Origin of the sequence: Nitratireductor sp. PBL-C9, assembly GCF_050877045.1 — a bacterium.
GTDB classification, from domain to species: Bacteria; Pseudomonadota; Alphaproteobacteria; order Rhizobiales; family Rhizobiaceae; genus Nitratireductor; species Nitratireductor aquimarinus.
The window spans coordinates 343618-362638 of record NZ_JBPAXW010000004.1; the positions used below are offsets into that span (position 1 = coordinate 343618).

The 19021-nt window shown below is 62.4% G+C and carries 20 protein-coding genes; 10 read left to right on the forward strand and 10 right to left on the reverse strand.

The features are described from left to right. Positions 1-288: 288 nt before the first annotated feature. Positions 289-1938 (reverse strand): energy-dependent translational throttle protein EttA, encoded by a 1650-nt coding sequence (ettA, locus tag ACRTG1_RS11510; protein ID WP_206543910.1) that lies wholly within the window; start codon positions 1936-1938, stop codon positions 289-291. A 101-nt stretch (positions 1939-2039) separates the two neighbouring features. On the opposite strand from ettA, the gene ACRTG1_RS11515 reads away from it, so the two are divergent. From ACRTG1_RS11515 to ACRTG1_RS11525, 3 genes are all read left to right on the forward strand, one after another. After that, positions 2040-2969 (forward strand): alpha/beta fold hydrolase, encoded by a 930-nt coding sequence (locus ACRTG1_RS11515; RefSeq protein WP_432516305.1) that lies wholly within the window; start codon positions 2040-2042, stop codon positions 2967-2969. A gap of 90 nt (positions 2970-3059) precedes the next feature. Further along, entirely contained in the window at positions 3060-4235 is a 1176-nt protein-coding gene (locus tag ACRTG1_RS11520) for a CaiB/BaiF CoA transferase family protein (protein ID WP_297563912.1), read from the forward strand. After that, on the forward strand, positions 4232-5890 hold the full coding sequence (locus ACRTG1_RS11525) for a thiamine pyrophosphate-binding protein (protein ID WP_432516306.1): 1659 nt from the start codon (positions 4232-4234) through the stop codon (positions 5888-5890). The genes ACRTG1_RS11520 and ACRTG1_RS11525 overlap by 4 nt, the downstream gene beginning before the upstream one ends. 346 nt (positions 5891-6236) lie before the next feature. On the opposite strand, the gene paaE is transcribed toward ACRTG1_RS11525, so the two are convergent. The 5 genes from paaE to paaA all read right to left on the reverse strand — a co-directional run bounded on the left by paaE (position 6237) and on the right by paaA (position 10046). Beyond that, positions 6237-7316 carry a 1,2-phenylacetyl-CoA epoxidase subunit PaaE gene (paaE, locus tag ACRTG1_RS11530; RefSeq protein WP_317087719.1) on the reverse strand — a complete coding sequence of 360 codons (1080 nt, stop codon included), beginning with the start codon at positions 7314-7316 and terminating at the stop codon, positions 6237-6239. A gap of 22 nt (positions 7317-7338) precedes the next feature. Beyond that, positions 7339-7866 carry a 1,2-phenylacetyl-CoA epoxidase subunit PaaD gene (gene paaD, locus ACRTG1_RS11535; protein WP_206543914.1) on the reverse strand — a complete coding sequence of 176 codons (528 nt, stop codon included), beginning with the start codon at positions 7864-7866 and terminating at the stop codon, positions 7339-7341. 98 nt (positions 7867-7964) lie between these two features. After that, positions 7965-8750, reverse strand: coding sequence for a 1,2-phenylacetyl-CoA epoxidase subunit PaaC (gene paaC / locus ACRTG1_RS11540; protein WP_432516307.1), 786 nt, complete (start codon positions 8748-8750; stop codon positions 7965-7967). Further along, positions 8750-9037, reverse strand: a complete 288-nt coding sequence (gene paaB / locus ACRTG1_RS11545; RefSeq protein ID WP_065814923.1) for a 1,2-phenylacetyl-CoA epoxidase subunit PaaB — start codon at positions 9035-9037, stop codon at positions 8750-8752. Before paaB ends, paaC begins: the two co-directional genes overlap by 1 nt. Before the next feature lie 13 nt (positions 9038-9050). Further along, complete coding sequence (paaA, locus tag ACRTG1_RS11550) at positions 9051-10046, reverse strand: 1,2-phenylacetyl-CoA epoxidase subunit PaaA (protein WP_113155679.1); 996 nt, start codon at positions 10044-10046, stop codon at positions 9051-9053. 120 nt (positions 10047-10166) lie between these two features. On the opposite strand from paaA, the gene ACRTG1_RS11555 reads away from it, so the two are divergent. Continuing rightward, on the forward strand, positions 10167-10601 hold the full coding sequence (locus ACRTG1_RS11555; protein WP_206543916.1) for a PaaI family thioesterase: 435 nt from the start codon (positions 10167-10169) through the stop codon (positions 10599-10601). 100 nt (positions 10602-10701) lie between these two features. After that, entirely contained in the window at positions 10702-11028 is a 327-nt protein-coding gene (locus ACRTG1_RS11560) for a hypothetical protein (protein ID WP_113155680.1), read from the forward strand. Positions 11029-11092: 64 nt separating this feature from the next. Here the strand turns inward: ACRTG1_RS11560 and ACRTG1_RS11565 are convergent, their stop codons facing one another. The 4 genes from ACRTG1_RS11565 to ACRTG1_RS11580 all read right to left on the reverse strand — a co-directional run bounded on the left by ACRTG1_RS11565 (position 11093) and on the right by ACRTG1_RS11580 (position 13434). After that, complete coding sequence (locus ACRTG1_RS11565) at positions 11093-11581, reverse strand: CreA family protein (RefSeq protein WP_206554176.1); 489 nt, start codon at positions 11579-11581, stop codon at positions 11093-11095. Positions 11582-11682: 101 nt separating this feature from the next. Next, positions 11683-11901 (reverse strand): DUF6500 family protein, encoded by a 219-nt coding sequence (locus ACRTG1_RS11570; protein WP_206994158.1) that lies wholly within the window; start codon positions 11899-11901, stop codon positions 11683-11685. Positions 11902-12027: 126 nt separating this feature from the next. Then, entirely contained in the window at positions 12028-12789 is a 762-nt protein-coding gene (locus ACRTG1_RS11575) for a hypothetical protein (protein ID WP_432516308.1), read from the reverse strand. Positions 12790-12816: 27 nt separating this feature from the next. Next, the gene (locus ACRTG1_RS11580) at positions 12817-13434 is read right to left on the reverse strand and encodes a TetR family transcriptional regulator C-terminal domain-containing protein (RefSeq protein WP_283799628.1); all 618 of its coding nucleotides are present in this window, start codon (positions 13432-13434) and stop codon (positions 12817-12819) included. Positions 13435-13704: 270 nt separating this feature from the next. Here ACRTG1_RS11580 and ACRTG1_RS11585 point away from each other — a divergent pair, with 270 nt between their 5' ends. From ACRTG1_RS11585 to ACRTG1_RS11605, 5 genes are read left to right on the forward strand one after another with little or no spacing between them, the layout of a single operon-like run. Next, positions 13705-15033 (forward strand): aspartate aminotransferase family protein, encoded by a 1329-nt coding sequence (locus tag ACRTG1_RS11585; protein WP_113155683.1) that lies wholly within the window; start codon positions 13705-13707, stop codon positions 15031-15033. A gap of 1 nt (position 15034) precedes the next feature. Then, positions 15035-15328, forward strand: a complete 294-nt coding sequence (locus ACRTG1_RS11590) for a cupin domain-containing protein (protein WP_090327048.1) — start codon at positions 15035-15037, stop codon at positions 15326-15328. 13 nt (positions 15329-15341) lie between these two features. Then, positions 15342-16592, forward strand: a complete 1251-nt coding sequence (locus ACRTG1_RS11595) for a Zn-dependent hydrolase (RefSeq protein ID WP_113155684.1) — start codon at positions 15342-15344, stop codon at positions 16590-16592. A 51-nt stretch (positions 16593-16643) separates the two neighbouring features. Continuing rightward, on the forward strand, positions 16644-18095 hold the full coding sequence (gene hydA / locus ACRTG1_RS11600; RefSeq protein ID WP_432516309.1) for a dihydropyrimidinase: 1452 nt from the start codon (positions 16644-16646) through the stop codon (positions 18093-18095). Positions 18096-18110: 15 nt separating this feature from the next. Next, positions 18111-18935: an ABC transporter ATP-binding protein gene (locus ACRTG1_RS11605; protein WP_113155686.1), complete on the forward strand. Its 825-nt coding sequence runs from the start codon at positions 18111-18113 to the stop codon at positions 18933-18935. Positions 18936-19021 lie beyond the last annotated feature (86 nt).

The following is a 19021-nucleotide window of genomic DNA, read 5'->3' on the forward strand; positions in this document are numbered from 1 at the left end:
GCGCAGCATGATCCGTGCCTGTGTTTGCCTTCTGGAGCATCGGACTGGAAACCGGGCTCGGTCATTCCGACGTTCCATAAATGGTTTTGATCGCCCTTTTAGCGTCCGAATGGATACATGGCGATCTATGGCCGATTTACGACGTGACGCCACGGTGTCAAGGAAACACTGCCCCAGGCGTTCACGATGCAATAATGAACGAAACACTCAAACAGAGTGTGAACGCAAAAAGAGAAGGGGCCGAAGCCCCTTCCCGAATGCTCATTCTACAGACACGTTTCGGTCTGTCTACCGCGTCAGGCGCTTGTAGGTCACCCGCCTGGGGTTGACGCTGTCGGGGCCGAGACGGCGGATCTTGTCCTGCTCGTAATCCTCGAAGTTGCCCTCGAACCACTCCACATGGCTGTCGCCCTCAAAGGCGAGGATGTGCGTGGCCAGACGGTCGAGGAACATGCGGTCATGCGAGATGATAACGGCGCAGCCGGCGAAGTTTTCCAGCGCGTCTTCGAGTGCGGCCAGCGTCTCGGTGTCGAGGTCGTTGGTCGGTTCGTCGAGCAGCAGGACGTTGCCGCCTTCCTTGAGCAGCTTGGCCATGTGAACGCGGTTGCGCTGACCGCCGGACAGCGAGCCGACCTTCTGCTGCTGGTCGCCGCCCTTGAAGTTGAAGGACGAGCAATAGGCGCGGCTGTTCACTTCGTGAGCGCCAAGCTTGATGATGTCGTTGCCGCCGGAAATCTCTTCCCAGACCGTCTTGTCGGGGTCGAGCGAGTCGCGGCTCTGGTCGACATAGCCGAGCTTGACGGTCTCGCCGACACGGATCTCGCCACCATCGGGCTTTTCCTGGCCGGTGATCATGCGGAACAGCGTGGTCTTACCCGCGCCGTTGGCGCCGATCACGCCGACAATGCCGCCGGGCGGCAGCTTGAAGTCGAGACCGTCGATCAGGAGGCGGTCGCCATAGCCCTTGGAGAGGCCTTCGGCCTCGATGACCACATTGCCGAGGCGTTCGCCGGCCGGAATGATGATCTGCGCATCGCCGGGACGCCGGTCGGCGGCAGACTGCACCAGCTCGTCATAGGCGCGGATACGGGCCTTCGACTTGGCCTGACGGGCCTTGGGGCTGGCTGCCATCCACTCGCGCTCGCGCGACAGCGCCTTCTCACGGGCGGCCTCTTCGCGGCCTTCCTGCGCCATGCGCTTGGCCTTGGCTTCCAGATAGGCGGTGTAATTGCCTTCATAGGGAATGCCACGACCACGGTCGAGCTCGAGAATCCAGCCGGTGACATTGTCGAGGAAGTAGCGATCGTGGGTGATGATCATCACGGCGCCGGGATATTCGCGCAGGTGCTTTTCAAGCCACGCTGTGGTTTCTGCGTCCAGATGGTTGGTCGGTTCGTCGAGCAGCAGCAGGTCGGGCTGGCGCAGGAGAAGCTGGCACAGCGCCACGCGGCGCTTTTCACCACCCGACAGATGGTCGATGGATGCATCGGCCGGCGGGCAGCGCAGCGCTTCCATGGCCATTTCGACCTGGCTTTCCAGATCCCAGAGGTTCTGGCTGTCGATCTGATCCTGAAGCTGGGAAGCCTCCTCCGCCGTCTCGTCGGAGTAGTCCATCATCAGCTCGTTGTAGCGGTCGAGGATCGCCTTCTTGGCGGCGACGCCCTCCATCACATTGCCCATCACGTCGAGGGCCGGATCAAGCTGCGGCTCCTGCGGCAGATATCCGCAGGTCGCGCCTTCGGCGAGCCATGCTTCGCCGGTGAACTCCTTGTCGAGACCGGCCATGATCCTGAGCACGGTCGACTTACCCGCGCCGTTGGGGCCGAGAATGCCGATCTTGGCGTCCGGGTAAAAGGACAGATGAACGTTCTCAAGAACCTTCTTGGAGCCGTAGGCCTTGTTGAGGCCGGACATGTGGTAGATGAATTGGCGTGCCATGTGGCTCGTCGCGCTCCGTCTCACTCGAATTGGGGGGAACCTGTTGAGCAGCGTATGTAGGCCAAACGAAGCGGCGGGGCAATCCGCAGCACGGAGGGAAGATGGGCTTCGATATCGAAACACGGCTTGCAACGCCGACCGGTGCTGATCTGCATCTGTTCAAACGCTCGGCGAGCGGCGAGGCGCGCGCTGCCGTGCAGATAAACCATGGCGTTGCGGAGCATGCCGCGCGCTATGCGGCCTTCGCCGATTTCCTGTCGCAGCGTGGCTTTCACGTCTATGCACACGACCATCGCGGCCATGGCGAAACAAAAGCGCCGGGCGCCCCGCTTGGCCATTTCGGACCAGGCGTCGGGATGGACACGCTGCTCACGGACGTCAACGCGGTGCATGATCATATCGCCCGGGAACATCCCGGTCTGCCGGTGGTCATCTTCGGGCATTCGATGGGCGGCATGATCGCCCTCAATTTCGCACTTCGCCATGGCGACCGGCTGGCGGGTGCTGCGGTGTGGAACGCACCGCTGACCACTGCGCTGGAAGCTTTCGCCGGCCGGTCGGTTCTGGCGTGGGAGCGCTTCCGCCTCGGATCGGATGTGCCTTCATGGCTTCTGCCGAAATTCACCTTTGCGCTCTGGGCGAGCGCCTTCCCGGAGCGGCGCACCGGGTCCGACTGGCTGTCGCGGGACGCTGCCGAGGTCGACGCCTATATCGCCGATCCGCTGTCCGGCTGGGATCCGTCGGTCGGCATCTGGACGGTGCTGTTCGAACTGGGTCGGGGCCCCGCCGACCCGGCGACGCTTGCGGCAGCGCGCAAGACCCTGCCCTATCAACTGGTCGGCGGTTCGGAAGATCCTTCGACACGCGGCGGCAAGATCACACGGAAGCTTGAAACGCATCTGCGCAAACACGGCTTTTCGAATCTCGAAACAAGGATTTACGAGGGTTTCCGGCACGAATCCCTCAGGGAGATCGGGCGCGAGCAGGCCATGGAGGACTTTGCGGCCTGGGCCGAAAAAATCATCAATTAATGCCAAAATAATGCGGTGAGCGCATCTAGAAGGCGACCGGGCCGTTTGCTACCTCAAAAGCATATCAGTTTTGGAGGGCTGCGGGCGATCATGAACAACCCACCCCTGAAGGGCGTTCGCGTCATCGAATTGGCGCGCATTCTGGCCGGTCCCTGGGCGGGCCAGGTTCTGGCCGATCTGGGCGCCGATGTCATCAAGGTCGAAAACCCCAATGGCGGCGACGACACCCGCAAATGGGGACCGCCCTTCGTGGAAGGTGCGGACGGCGAGAACCTTTCGGCCGCCTATTACCATTCGTGCAACCGGGGCAAGCGCTCCATCGCGCTCGACTTCTCGAAGCCGGAAGAGGCGGAGAAGCTGAAAAAGCTGATCGCCACCGCTGACGTTCTGATCGAGAATTTCAAGCTGGGCGGGCTCAAAAAATACGGGCTCGATTATGAGAGCCTGAAGGCCATCAACCCGCGCCTCGTCTATTGCTCCATCACCGGCTTTGGCCAGACCGGCCCCTATGCGCCGCGCGCGGGCTACGACTTCATCATTCAGGGCATGTCGGGGCTGATGTCCATCACCGGCGCACCGGGCGGCGAGCCGCAGAAGGTGGGCGTGGCGGTGAGCGACATCTTCACCGGGCTCTACTCGGTGATCGCCATTCAGGCCGCACTTCGCCACGCGGAGGCGACCGGCCAGGGCCAGCACATCGACATGGCGCTGCTCGACAGCCAGGTGGCCGTGCTTGCCAACCAGAACATGAATTATCTGATCTCCGGCAACAGCCCGGTGCAGATGGGCAACGCCCACATGAACATCGCGCCCTATGAGGTGCTGCCGGTGAAGGACGGGCACATCATCCTCGCCGTGGGCAATGACGGCCAGTTCCAGCGCTTCTGCAAGATCGTCGGCCTTGACGATCTCCCGGCAGACGAACGCTTTGCAACCAACCCGGCGCGCGTGGCCAACCGCACGGCGCTGCGCGAGCGCATCGTCGCCACGCTGGCGGGCTGGGAAAAGGCGGAACTTCTGGGCAAGTTCGACGCCAATGCGGTGCCGGCGAGCCCGATCAACACGATTGAGGAAATGTTCGATGATCCGCAGGTGAAGGCGCGCGGCATGCAGCTTTCGCTCGATGACGGACACGGGACGGCGCTGCCTTCGGTGCGTGCGCCCATCGCCCTTTCACAAACCCCGCTTTCCTATGAACGGCCAAGCCCCCGGCTTGGCGAACACACGGCAGAGATCCTGCGCGAAATCGGAGACGACAGCGAATGAAGACCGGTGGCCAGCTTATCGTCGACAGCCTTGAAGCCAATGGCGTCGACCGCATTTTCAGCGTGCCGGGCGAAAGCTACCTGGCGGTGCTCGACGCGCTTCACGATTCAAAGATCCGCAACATTGTCTGCCGCCAGGAAGGCGGCGCGGCGATGATGGCGGACTGCCACGGACGGCTGACCGGCCAGCCCGGCATCTGCTTCGTCACACGCGGCCCCGGCGCGACCAACGCATCGCCCGGCGTCCACATCGCCATGCAGGATTCCACGCCGATGATCCTGTTCATCGGACAGGTGGCGAGCCATGCCCGCGAACGCGAGGCGTTTCAGGAAGTGGATTACCGCGCCTTTTTCGGCCCCATCGCCAAATGGGCGACCGAGATCGACGATGCGGCGCGGATTCCCGAAATCCTGACGCGCGCCTTTTCGGTCGCGACCTCCGGCCGCCCCGGCCCGGTGGTGATTTCGCTTCCCGAGGACATGCTGACAAGCCTGGTGGATGCGCCCGCAGCACGGGCCGCCACGCCGGTCGAAACGCGCCCGGGCGCAGCCGAGATGGAAGAGCTTGCCGCTCTCCTGAAGGACGCCAAACAGCCCTTCGTCATTCTTGGCGGCTCGCGCTGGAACGAGAAGGCCGTGGCCGATTTCCAGAAGGCGGCGGAAGCATGGTCGCTGCCCGTTGGCTGCTCGTTCCGCCGGCAGATGCTGTTCGATCACCTGCACCCCTCCTATGCCGGCGATGTGGGCATCGGCCCCAATCCGAAGCTCGCGGCCGCAGTCAAGGATGCCGATCTGGTGCTGCTCGTCGGCGGCCGGTTCAGCGAGATGCCGTCCTCAGACTACACGCTCATGAAGAGCCCCTATCCCGACCAGAAGCTGGTGCATGTGCACGCCGACGCCAATGAGCTTGGCCGCGTCTATCGCCCTACGCTTGCCATCAACGCATCATCGGCGGCCTTCGCCGAGGCGTTTGCCGGGCTCGCACCGGGTGACGCGCCCCGTGACATGCCATGGGCAGAAGAGACCGAGCGCCTGCATCAGGCCTATCTCGACTGGTCGACTCCGCCAAAGACCGGCCCCGGCGCGGTGCAGATGGGTCCGATCATGGAGTATCTGGAAAGCGTTCTGCCGGACGATGCGATCTTCACCAATGGCGCAGGCAATTACGCCACCTGGGTGCACCGCTTCCACCGTTTCCGCCGTTTCGCCACGCAGGGCGCGCCGACCTCCGGCTCGATGGGCTATGGCACACCGGCAGCCGTGGCCGCCAAGGCGCTTTTCCCCGAGCGCCCCGTGCTGGCATTTGCCGGCGATGGCTGCTTCATGATGAACGGTCAGGAATTCGCCACCGCCGTGCAGGAGAACCTGCCGATCATCGTGGTGGTGGTGAACAACGGCATTTTCGGCACGATCCGCATGCATCAGGAGCGCGAATATCCCGGCCGCGTTTCCGGCACCTCGATCAACAACCCCGATTTCGCAGCGCTTGCCCGCGCCTATGGCGGACATGGCGAAACGGTGGAGAAGACGGAAGCGTTTGCCGAAGCATTCCAGCGCGCACAGGCCAGCGGCAAACCGGCGCTGATCGAAATCCGGCTCGACCCGGAAGCCATCACGCCCGCCAAAACGCTGACGGATATCCGCGAAAAGCGCTGAGGATCATTTGTGCTGCGGGCGTGAGCCTGCGGCACTGTCAGCGCGTGCCTTCTCCCCCGCCCTTCGACAAGCTCAGGATGAGGGAGAAGGCAGATTGACCGTGCTATCTTTGATCAGGCGAGATTACGTTTGAAAGCCCACTGATAGGGTGGGTTCCGACTTGCCAAGTCCTCCCCTCCAACACAGCCCTCATCCTGAGCTTGTCGAAGGGCGGGGGCGACATGAAGGGGGCAGTGGCAAACGAGAAGAGCAGGCGCTTGCCCCTCATCCCCCTGCCGGGACCTTCTCCCCGCTTGCGGGGAGAAGAAACGCGTCATTGACGGTTGTCAGAAATGAAACGCGCTGATCAGGCGGCGTCGAAATCGAGGACCAGTTTCTTCGCCGTGGGGCGGGTCTGGCAGGCGAGTGTGAAGCCGGCTTCCACTTCCCAGGGTTCGAGCGAGAAGTTCACGGCCATCTCCGATTGTCCCTCCACAACGCGGCAGCGGCAGGTGCAGCACATGCCGCCTGCGCAGGAGTAAGGCAGCTCGATGCCGGCCTTGTGGGCGGCGTCGAGCACGGTGCCATCGGCATCCTGCATGGAGAAGCTGCGGCGCACGCCATCGACAACGACCTCAATGGCAACACCATCCTGAACCGCTTCGCGTGCGGCCTTCGACGCCCTGCGGGGCGCGGGCGCTTCGCCGGAGGGCGTGAAGCGCTCGAAGCGGATGCGGTCACGCTCGACGCCCATGGTCTCAAGTGCGCCGGAAACCGCGTCGATCATCTCGCCGGGGCCGCACAGGAACACGCCATCCATGGCGGCGGGCTCGATGAGACCGCCGGAGGCGAGCTCGCCAACGCGCCCGGCATCAATGCGGCCATTCAGGAGCTCCACATCCTGCGTTTCGCGCGACAGGAGATGGATCAGCGTGAACCGGCCCATATGGCGGTCCTTGAGATCGTTCAGCTCCTCAAGGAACATGATCGTCTCGGTGGAGCGGTTGCCATAGACCAGCGTGATGGTGCTCTCGGGCTCGTGGGCGAGAACCGTGCGGGCGATGGAGAGCATTGGCGTGATGCCGGAGCCGGCGGCGAACAGCAGGTAATCGTGGCGCTCACCCTTCAGCGCGGTGAAGCGGCCCTGCGGCGGCATCACGCGGATCGTGTCGCCAACCGACAGGACATCGTTGACGAAGGTGGAGAAGCGGCCATCGGCCACCTTCTTCACGCCGACGCGGAGATACGGATCGCCGGGCGCGGAGCAGATGGAGTAGGACCGGCGCGCCTCCGTGCCGTCGATATCGGTGGCGAGCGTCAGATACTGGCCGGGCGTGAAGGCAAAGGCCTCGGCCTGATCGGCCGGGATCTCAAAGGCGATCGCCACGGCTTCGGGGGTCTGGCGCTCGATGGAGGCCACTTTCAGATCGTGAAAACGCGGGGCCATGGTCACCTCGGTCTGGGTTCAGTCAGATACATTTGAAATAGTCGAAAGGCTCGTGGCAGGTCTGGCAGCGGTAAAGCGCCTTGCAGGCCGTGGAACCGAACTCGGAAATGCGCGCGGTCTCGAGCGAGCCGCAGCGCGGGCACGCCACCTCCGTCTCGCCGAAAAGGGAGCGGATGGAATTGGACGCATTCGCCGGTGGCGCAATACCATAGGCGCGCAGCTTTTCACGCCCCTCCGCCGTGATCCAGTCCGTCGTCCATGCGGGCGAAATGACCCGCTCGATGCGCGGTTCGAAGCCAGCCTCGCGCAGCGCCGTCTCCACCGCGAGCTCGATGGCAAGCACCGCCGGGCAGCCCGTATAGGTGGGCGTGACGCGGGCAACGGCGACGTCGCCCTCCATCTCCACACCGCGCAGGATGCCGAGATCGGCAATGGTGACGGCGGGGATTTCCGGATCGACCACGGAAGCGGCGGCGCGATAGGCGCGCTCTTCCTTCTCCCCGCCTGCGGGGAGAAGGTGGCCCGAAGGGTCGGATGAGGGGCTTTGCACAGCATCCGAGAGGCAGGCTCGCCCCTCATCCCCCTGCCGGGACCTTCTCCCCGCAGGCGGGGAGAAGGAGGCTGTCACGACCTTATCCGACCTCGCACTCACCAGATCATCCCCGGATAGGTGCGCTGCATGTATTGCAGCTCCGCGAGCAGGAAGCCCAGTGCCTCGCCATGGCGACCCTGACGGCCACCGGTCTGGCCATAGGGCGTTTCCACCCATTCAAGGCCAGCTTCGGCAAAGACCGGGCCGACAATGGCGTCGAAGGCAGGCCGCAGGGTGGACGGGTCGGGCGCGATCCCGGCCCCGGCCACGGTGCGGGTGACATCGTCGCTCTCGAACAGCTCGTCCACATAGGGCGCGAGCGCCTCGACCGCCGCCTTCATGCGGCGGGTGCTTTCTTCCGTGCCATCGCCAAGGCGCACCACCCATTCGCCGGCATGGCGGATGTGATAGGCGACTTCCTTCTCGGCCTTGGCGGCGATGCCGGCCAGACGCTCGTCGGTCGACGTCATCATGGCCTGCCAGAGCGGCTGCATGAAGGCTGCGAAATAGAACTGGCGCAGCATGGTGTGTGCGAAATCGCCATTCTGGCGCTCGGCCATCAGGCAGTTCACATATTCACGCTCGCGGCGCACATAGGCGATCTGGTCCTCGTCGCGGCCCTTGCCCTCGACCTCGCCGGCATACTGGTAGAGCGCGCGCGCCTGGCCGATGAGATCGAGCGCCATGTTGGGCATGGCGAGATCCTCTTCCAGCATGGGCGCGTGGCCGCACCACTCCGAAAGCCGGTGGCCGAGGACCAGATGATCGTCGGCGAGCCGCAGCAGGAACGCCGTCAGCGTTTCGCCAGAGATGGAAGAAGCGATGGAAGAAGCGGCGGCCATCACATATGCCCCACTTCTTCCGGAATTTCGTAAAAGGTCGGGTGACGGTAGACCTTCGACATTGCCGGCTCGAAGTTCTCGTCCTTGTTTTCCGGGTCCGACGCGGTGATCGCAGACGACGGCACGACCCAGATGGAGGTGCCCTCGCCGCGGCGCGTGTAGACATCGCGCGCGGCCTGAAGCGCCATCACCTCATCGGCGGCGTGCACCGAGCCGCAATGCTTGTGGGCCAGCCCGTTGCGCGGGCGGATGAAGACTTCCCAAAGGGGGATCTGGTTCTTGCTCATAGCGTCTCTCCGCTCACTCTGCCGCCATTTTCGCCGCTTCGCGGCGGGCATTTCGTTTTTCCGCATGCGCAAGGGCCGCCTCGCGCACCCACGCGCCATCGTCCCAGGCCTTCTGACGGGCGGCGATGCGGTCGCGGTTCATGGGGCCATGCCCCTTCACCACGCGCCAGAACTCATCCCAGTCGATGGCGCCGAAATCGTAGCCGCCCTTCTCCTCGTTCCATTTCAGGTCCGGATCGGGGAAGGTCAGGCCGATGAACTCGCCCTGCGGCACCGTTGCATCGACGAATTTCTGCCTGAGCTCGTCATTGGTGAAGCGCTTGATCTTCCACTTCATGGACTGGTCGCTGTGCTGGCTGTCGCCATCATGCGGACCGAACATCATGAGCGAGGGCCACCACCAGCGGTTCAGCGCATCCTGCGCCATTTCCTTCTGCTCGGGCGTGCCGCGCGCCAGCGTCATCATGATCTCGTAGCCCTGACGCTGGTGAAAACTCTCTTCCTTGCACACGCGGATCATGGCGCGCGCATAGGGGCCGTAGGAACAGCGGCAGAGCGGTATCTGGTTCATGATGGCCGCGCCATCCACAAGCCAGCCAATCGCGCCGATGTCGGCCCAGGTCTGCGTCGGATAGTTGAAGATGGAGGAATACTTCGCCTTGCCGGACAGAAGCTCCTCGGTCATCTCCTCGCGCGAAACGCCCAGCGTCTCGGCAGCGGAATAGAGATAAAGCCCGTGGCCCCCCTCATCCTGCACCTTGGCGAGCAGGGCCGCCTTGCGGCGCAGCGACGGGGCGCGCGTGATCCAGTTGCCCTCCGGCAGCATGCCGACAATCTCGGAATGCGCGTGCTGGCCGATCTGGCGGACGAGCGTCTTGCGGTAGCCCTCCGGCATCGGGTCGTTGGGCTCGATTTTCTCTTCGGCGTCGATGCGCGCCTGAAACGCGGCGAGGAAAGCCTCGTCTTCGTTCGTATCGGTCTTAGCGCCGATAAGCCCTTGGCTATACATCGCTTGTCCTCCATGCTTGCGGCGGCTCAGGGCGGGGGAACATGCCCTCACAGAAAACGTGTAACAAAAAAGCTTGAAACTTGCAATATTTTGTAACGCTTTTTGGCGACGGGAGGAATGATGAGCGAAACGGCGATCGAAAAGAACGCGCTGACGGCCGCGCGCGACACGCTTGCAACGGTTTTCGCACCGTGGATTGCAGCGCTTGAGATCGAGGCGCTCGCAGCGGACGAAACGGGCGTGGACTTCCGCCTGCCGGAAAACCGGGACCTTGCGCATGCGGGCGGCGTGATCTGCGGGCAGGCAACGGCTTCCGCCGCCGACACCTGCGCGGTGGCAGCGCTTTCCGCCGCCAATGGCCGCTTCCGCACCTGCACGACGGTGGACATGACGACGCATTTCATTCGCCCGCTGAAACCCGGCCCCGTGGCGATCCGCGTCGAGGTGCTGTCGAATGGACGGCGCATGGCCTATGTGCGGGTGGAGATGCGCGCCGAAGGCGACGCACGCCTCGCCTTCACGGCAACCGGCGCCTACGCTTATCTTGACGGCTAAACTTCCAAGGCTCTGCGTTTTATTTCGAGTGACAGATCAATCGGAATTAAAGTAGCCTGATCCGGCAATTCTCGCTGCAATTACGCTGTGGAGGAAAGTCATGATCAGGTCACTTGAAGATTTCGACGAGTTCTGCGGGGACGACCAGAAGCTCGACACATCGCACCTTTCGATCCTGAGCAATGAGGAAATCTCGTTTTTCAGGCATTGCCTGGACTTCGACGAGAACGGCTTCGTCTCGAAAATCTACTTTGGAGATCTGGCGAAAGCCGGCCTCAACGATTTCCAGATCGCAGACGTGGCGGCCCTTTTCGGCATTGACGAAAAGCGCTTCAAGCGCACCTACCACGCCTTTGGCGATGGACAGGGAAACTGCATTCACAGGGCTTACTGGTGGTGCCCTTACGACAGGCCACGCGCGGTCTGAGGATGCGAAAACAAGGCGAAAGCGGGCGAAACGCGTTGCGCCCGCTTCGCACCAGCAGAGAAGACTATTCCCCCTCTTTCCAGACCGCATCCTGCCCGTAGAGCGGCACGGTGGAGATCGCCATCTTGGCCGAACCGTCCTGCACCTGGCGGGCGTGGGACAGATAGATCAGCGTGTCGTTGGCCTCATCATAGATGCGCTTGACGACGACCGACTTCCAGATGAGCGACTGGCGCTGCTTGAACACTTCTTCGCCACCGTCATCCATCTCGATATCGCCGATAACGATGGGACCGGTCTGGCGGCAGGAGATGGAGGAGTTGGACGGGTCCTCGAACCAGTTGCCCTTCTGCAAACGGTCGATCACGCCGCGATCGAAATAAGTGACGTGACAGGTCACGCCCTCCACTTTCGGGTCATTGACGGCTTCGATGATGATGTCGTTGCCGAGCCAGTCGACACCGATTTCGCCCACCTGCTCGGCGGATGCGGGAGCTGCGATGAAAACGGACGCGATGAATGACGCGGCAAGGGTCGGGAGGGAAAAACGCATGGCCTGTCTCGAACGGTTCAAACTCGGATGCCCCCAATATGGGGACTGACCGGCGCAAATGGAATGCACCGGCCAGACGAACCGCTTTGAAAGACAGCTGGTTATTTGCCGGACTGGATCATGTCCCGGATCTTCACCGCCTTTTCGAAATGATCGAGCGCATGCGTCCTGATCCACCATTCGGCTGCTTCCATGAGAAGCTCAGGGTCGTCATTTTTGTTGGCGAAGAAGGCATAGAAAGAGAGCCCGACGCCCTCACCCTTCTTCGCGATTTTCTCTTCGCAGATCGCGATGGCTTTCGCCCTGAGTGCAGGCCGCATGTGAGTGCTCCGGTTGAGTTGGGACCGGGCGTTTAACAGCTGTGCGGCGCAGAGGCAACGCGCCTGATCGTATCCGAACAAGGCTGGCTGAAACCAACCAGCCAGCCTCTTCGGGGAAGGCTCGGATCAGCTGAGTTCGACACCGCTGTTGCGGGCGATCTGCGCCATCAGGGCTCCTGCGATCACCGCATGGGTTTCGTTTTCCGTACCGTAGTGGGACTTCTGCTTTCCCCAAGCAGAGATATGCGGATGGTAGTCGTAGCTGGACACACCAAGCGCACAGATTGAAGCTTCCGCCTCACGACCAAAGACCACCACATGGACGGGTTTGACCGCTTCCATCTCCTTCTTGAAGACCTCGTCTTCAAGCGCCCGGGTCTTGGCGGTTTTGAGGCTGTTCTTCGGATGGATGTAGATTTTCGAGGCATCGGTGAGATAGACGCCATGACCGGAACGACAGATCGCTTCGACTGACGGCCAGAGCTTGCCGTTGTGAGCAGCTTTTGGTGCCTCCGGGTTACTGAAACCCCAAGGGGTTGCCAGAGTGAACTGTCGCTTGCCCTTGCCTTCAAGCGGTTTTCTCAAAGGATCCTGCGCGATCAGCGCAAAAAAGCGCCCATTCCAATTATCCGGCGTAAAGGTGATCGGCATATCGTAGCCAGCGCAGATGTCGTCAGCCTTTCCCTGCTCAAATTTGGCAACATCAGCGGGAATGTTCGGCCAGGAAACGGGTTTCGCCCCACTATACTGCTCTCGAAAATCAGCTCCTGCCCCAAGAAGAAAATCAATGTCGAACAAATCGCCCTGAGAGGATTTAACAACATCCTCCCAAATACCCGCTTTGCAAAAATTCAAGTCCAAATCCCCCTTGGCAAAAAAACGATGCAAAATCTGCTATCGCAATCTTGCCGTTACTTACTCCAAAAACAACCCCTCAAGAAACCGCGCGGCATCCTCGAAACGACCCTCGCCGCCGCGCTTTTCGCCCAGAACGGCGCGTACCTGGACGTCGAAATCGGCGTAGTGCTGGGTGGTCGCCCAGATGGCGAAGATGAAGTGGTAGGGGTCGCTCTTCTTTAGCTTTCCCTCGCGCATCCATGCGGCGATGACCGCCGCCTTCTCGTCCACCAGTTCCCTGAGTTCGCCCTCAAGCAGCGGGAGGATGCGCGGCGCGCCCTGCAGGATCTCATTGGCGAAAAGCCGGCTCTCACGCGGAAAGTCGCGCGACATCTCCATCTTGCGGCGGATGTAGGAGCGGATTTCCGACTGTGGGTCGCCCGCCGCATCCATGGCGCGCAGGGGGGCGAGCCAGGTCTCCATGAGACGCTGAATCAGGGTCGTAAAAATCTCCTCCTTGTTCTTGAAATAATAGAGGAGATTGGGCTTCGACATGCCCGCCTCATCGGCGATCTGATCGATGGTCGAACCGCGGAAACCGTGCCTGGAAAAAACCTCAAGCGCGGCCTCTCCGATCAGCTCGCGTTTCTCGCGCTGGATGCGGGTGCGTTTGGGGCGGGGAGCGGGCTCGTCCATCAGGCTGCCGCTCCATGGGCTGCGGGGTCGGTTGCGCGCGTGTGACGGGGGCCATCAAGGCCGTGTAAACGGCGCTTCTGGTCCAGCCGATTAGTCCACTGTGGAATGCGCCGGCGCAAGGACATTTCCCCTACTATACTCTTGACCGCCCACATGGCGGTGTTAACGTTTGTCCAAACGGTCAAAAATTTCGTAGCATAACTATGTGCGAACTACCAAGCATTGACCGGGATAAGCCGAGCGCAACAAACAATCAGGGGAAGCTTGGTCATGCTCGACAGGCAAAACAAGAGGCCGAACGACCTATCCGCATTCTGGATGCCGTTCACTGCGAACCGGCAGTTCAAGGAAACGCCACGGATGCTGGTCGCAGCCAAGGACATGCACTTCACGGCCGAGGACGGCCGCAAGATCATGGATGGCACGGCGGGGCTGTGGTGCGTGAACGCCGGGCACTGCCGGCCGAAAATCACCGAGGCCATCCAGAAACAGGCCGCAGAGCTGGACTATGCGCCCGCCTTCCAGATGGGCCATCCCATCGCGTTTGAATTCGCCAACCGGCTGGCCGCGATGGCCCCGGAGGGCATGGACCATGTGTTCTTCACCAATTCGGGCTCGGAAAGCGTCGACACGGCGCTGAAGATCGCGCTTGCCTATCACCGGGTGAAGGGCGACGGCTCGCGCTTCCGCCTGATCGGCCGCGAGCGCGGCTATCATGGCGTGAATTTCGGCGGCATCTCGGTGGGCGGCATCGTGTCCAACCGCAAGATGTTCGGCACGCTTTTGACGGGCGTCGACCACATGCCGCACACGCATCTGCCCGGCGAAAACGCGTTCACGCGCGGCGAGCCGGAGCATGGCGGCGACCTGGCCGACGAGCTGGAGCGCATCGTTGCGCTGCATGACGCATCGACGGTGGCAGCGGTGATCGTCGAGCCGGTGGCCGGTTCGACGGGTGTTCTGATCCCGCCGAAGGGCTATCTGAAGCGCCTGCGCGACATCTGCGACAAGCACGGCATCCTCTTGATCTTCGATGAGGTCATCACCGGTTTCGGCCGCCTCGGCGCGCCGTTTGCTGCGGATTATTTCGGCGTGGTGCCGGACATCATGACCACCGCCAAGGGCGTGACCAACGGCGTCATCCCGATGGGCGCGGTGTTCGTGAAGAAGGAAATCCACGACGCCTTCATGAACGGGCCGGAGCACCTGATCGAGTTCTTCCACGGCTACACCTATTCGGGCAATCCGATTGCCTGTGCGGCGGGTCTGGCGACGCTCGACACCTATCAGGAAGAGGGGCTGCTCACGCGCGCCTCGGAGCTTGCCGACCACTGGGCCGATGCGCTGCATTCGCTCAAGGGCGAGCCGCATGTGATCGACATTCGCAATATCGGCCTTGTCGGCGCGGTGGAGTTGGAGAGCATTCCCGGCGAACCGACCAAACGCGCCTTCTCGGCCTTCCTCAAGGCCTATGAGCGCGGGTTCCTGATCCGCACGACGGGCGACATCATCGCGCTTTCGCCGCCGCTGATCATCTCCCGCGGCCAGATCGATGAGCTGATCGACAATCTGCGCGACGTTTTGAGGATGATTGACTGATATGGCGACGGAACGCGAAAAGGCCACCCATGAGGTGCTGATCGAAGACGAGCGCGTGCGCGTGACCCGCTGGGATTTCGCGCCGGGGGCGGAGACCGGCTGGCACCGCCATGGCATGGACTATGTCATCACCACGCTCACGCCCTGCGCTTTCCATCTGGAAATGCCGGGCGGCGAAACCGTGCACAACAACCTTGAAGCAGGCGTTTCCTACCGCCGCGACGAGGGCGTGGAGCACAATGTCATCAATGGCGGCGACAAACCGATGTCGTTCGTCGAAGTCGAATTGAAGTAAGGGAATACGCAACATGGCCGCACCGGGCGAGAACTTAAAGATCAACGCCGACCGCCTCTGGGATTCACTCATGGAGATGGCGAAGATCGGGCCCGGTGTGGCCGGCGGCAACAACCGCCAGACACTGACGGACGAAGACGGCGAAGGCCGCAGGCTCTTTCAGAAATGGTGCGAGGAAGCCGGGCTCGAAATGGGCGTGGACGAAATGGGCACCATGTTCGCAACGCGCGCAGGCACCGACCCGGACGCCCTGCCCGTCTATGTGGGCTCGCATCTCGACACCCAGCCGACGGGCGGCAAGTATGACGGTGTACTCGGCGTTCTGGGCGGGCTCGAAGTCATCCGCTCGATGAACGATCTGGGCATCAAGACCAAGCATCCCGTCGTGGTGACCAACTGGACCAATGAGGAAGGCACGCGCTTCGCTCCGGCCATGCTGGCGTCGGGCGTGTTTGCCGGCGTGCATGAGCGCGACTGGGCCTATGACCGCACGGATGCGGAAGGCAAGCGCTTCGGCGACGAGCTGGAGCGCATCGGCTGGAAGGGCGACGAGCCCGTTGGCCAGCGCAAGATGAAGGCCTTCTTCGAACTGCACATCGAGCAGGGTCCGATCCTTGAAGACGAATTCGTCGATATCGGCGTCGTCACCCATGGGCAGGGCCTGTGGTGGCTGCAGGTGACGCTGACCGGCAAGGAGAGCCACACCGGCTCGACGCCGATGCCCAAGCGCCGCAATGCCGGGCTCGGCATGGCGCGGGTGACGGAGCTGGTGCACGAAGTGGCGATGGACTACCAGCCGAACGCCGTGGGCGCCATCGGCCATGTGGAGGTCTACCCCAATTCCCGCAACGTCATTCCGGGCAAGACGGTGTTCACCGTAGACATCCGCTCGCCCGACGAGAAGACGCTGAACAGGATGCGCGCGAAGATCGAGGCGGGCATCGAAACCATCTGCGACGCGCTCGACATCAAGTTCGAGATCGAGCCGGTCGGCCATTTCGCCCCGGTCACCTTCGACGAGGGCTGCGTGAAGGCGATCCGTGACGCCGCCGAACGGCTTGGCTATTCGCATCGCGACATCGTTTCGGGCGCTGGTCACGACGCCTGCTGGATCAACCGCGTGGCGCCGACCGCCATGGTGATGTGCCCCTGCGTCGACGGGCTTTCGCACAATGAGGCGGAAGAGATCACGAAGGAGTGGGCGCAGGGCGGCGCGGATGTCCTGTTCCATGCCGTGGTGGAAACGGCGGAGATCGTCGAATGATCTGACGATCCTGCATATCCGCCGAGGACAACACAATAAGAGGGGAAACTCATGTCCAAGGTCATCAGAAACGGAACCATCGTCACGGCCGACCGGACGTGGAAGGCCGATATTCTCGTGCAGCATGACAAGATCGTGGCGATCGGCCACGATCTACATGGCGATCACGAGATCGACGCCACCGGCTGCTATGTGATGCCGGGCGGAATCGACCCGCACACCCATCTCGAAATGCCCTTCATGGGCACCTATTCAAGCGACGATTTCGAAAGCGGAACACGCGCCGCCGTTTCCGGCGGCACCACCATGGTGGTGGATTTCTGCCTGCCCTCGCCCGGCCAGTCTCTGCTGGAAGCCATCCAGATGTGGGATAACAAGTCGACCCGGGCGACCTGCGACTATTCCTTCCACATGGCGATCACCTGGTGGGGCGAGCAGGTTTTCAACGAGATGCCGCAGGTGGTGGAAAAGGGCATCACCTCCTTCAAGCACTTCATGGCCTACAAGGGCGCGCTGATGGTGGACGATGACGAGATGTATTCGTCGTTCCAGCGCTGCGCCGAGATTGGCGCGCTGCCGCTCGTTCACGCCGAGAATGGCGATGTGGTCGCGCAGCTTCAGGCAAAGCTGATGGAGGAAGGCAATAACGGGCCGGAGGCGCACGCCTATTCGCGCCCGCCCGAAGTGGAGGGCGAGGCCACAAACCGCGCCATCATGATCGCCGACATGGCGGGCACGCCGCTTTATGTGGTGCACACGTCCTGTGAACAGAGCCATGAGGCGATCCGCCGGGCGCGGCAGAAGGGCATGCGCGTTTACGGCGAACCGCTGATCCAGCATCTGGTGCTGGACGAAAGCGAATATGCCAATGACGACTGGGACCATGCGGCGCGGCGCGTGATGAGCCCGCCCTTCCGCAACAAGCAGCATCAGGATTCGCTGTGGGCGGGGTTGCAGGCAGGCTCGTTACAGGTGGTGGCAACCGACCATTGCGCCTTCTCCACCGAGCAGAAGCGCTATGGCGTTGGCGATTTCACAAAGATCCCGAACGGCACGGGTGGACTGGAAGACCGCATGCCGGTGCTCTGGACACGCGGGGTCAACACCGGGCGGCTGACCATGAACGAGTTCGTCGCCGTAACCTCCACCAACATTGCGAAAATCCTCAACATGTATCCGCAGAAGGGCGCGATCGTTGAAGGCGCGGATGCGGACATCGTGATCTGGGACCCGGAAGCCACGAAGACGATTTCGGCAAAGAGCCAGCAATCGGCCATCGATTACAATGTGTTCGAGGGCATCGAGGTGAAGGGCCTGCCGAAAACCGTTCTGTCGCGCGGCGAGATCGTGGTCGAGGATGGCGTGGTCAAAGCGAAGCCGGGCCACGGAAAATTCGTGGCGCGCGAACCGCATATGGCGGTGAACAGGGCGCTGTCGCAATGGAAGGAAGTGACCGCGCCACGCAGGGTGGAGCGGACGGGCATTCCGGCAAGCGGCGTTTAAGGGGGTACGGATCCAGTGAACGCCAACCCAGCCATTCGCCAGGAAGCGTCCTCCCCTCAAACCAGCCAGCCCGTCGTGGAAGCCAAAGGGCTTGGCCTCACCTTCGAGACCAATGACGGGCCGGTGCGCGCGCTCGCCGATGTGGACCTGACCATCAACAAGGGCGAGTTCGTCTCCTTCATCGGCCCATCGGGCTGTGGCAAGACCACGTTTCTGCGCGTGATCGCCGATTTGGAGCAGCCGACCGCCGGCGAGATCCTCGTCAACGGGATGACGCCGGAAGAGGCCCGCCGCAAGCGGGCCTATGGCTACGTGTTTCAGGCGGCGGGGCTCTTTCCCTGGCGCACCATCGAGCAGAATGTCGCCCTGCCGCTGGAAATCATGGGCTATTCGCGGGCGGAGCAGAAGGAGCGCGTGCACCGCACGCTCGATCTGGTGAACCTTGCGGGCTTTGAGAAGAAGTTCCCATGGCAGCTCTCCGGCGGCATGCAGCAACGCGCCTCGATTGCGCGGGCGCTGGCGTTTGACGCCGACCTTCTTCTTATGGACGAGCCGTTCGGCGCGCTCGACGAGATCGTGCGCGACCATCTGAACGAGCAGCTTCTCGAACTGTGGGCGCGCACCGGCAAGACAATCGGCTTCGTGACACACTCGATACCGGAGGCGGTTTATCTGTCGACGCGCATCGTCGTCATGTCGCCACGGCCCGGCCGCGTGACGGATGTGATCGTTTCGCCCCTGCCAAGGGAGCGGCCGCTCGACATCCGCGAAACACCGGAGTTTCTGGAGATCGCACACCGGGTGCGCGATGGGCTGAGAGCGGGGCATGGCGATGACTAGGGAAATGTCCACCGCCAGCGCTGCCCCTCATCCGCCTGCCGGCACCTTCTCCCCGCGCACGGGGAGAAGGACGAAGCGACACCGTC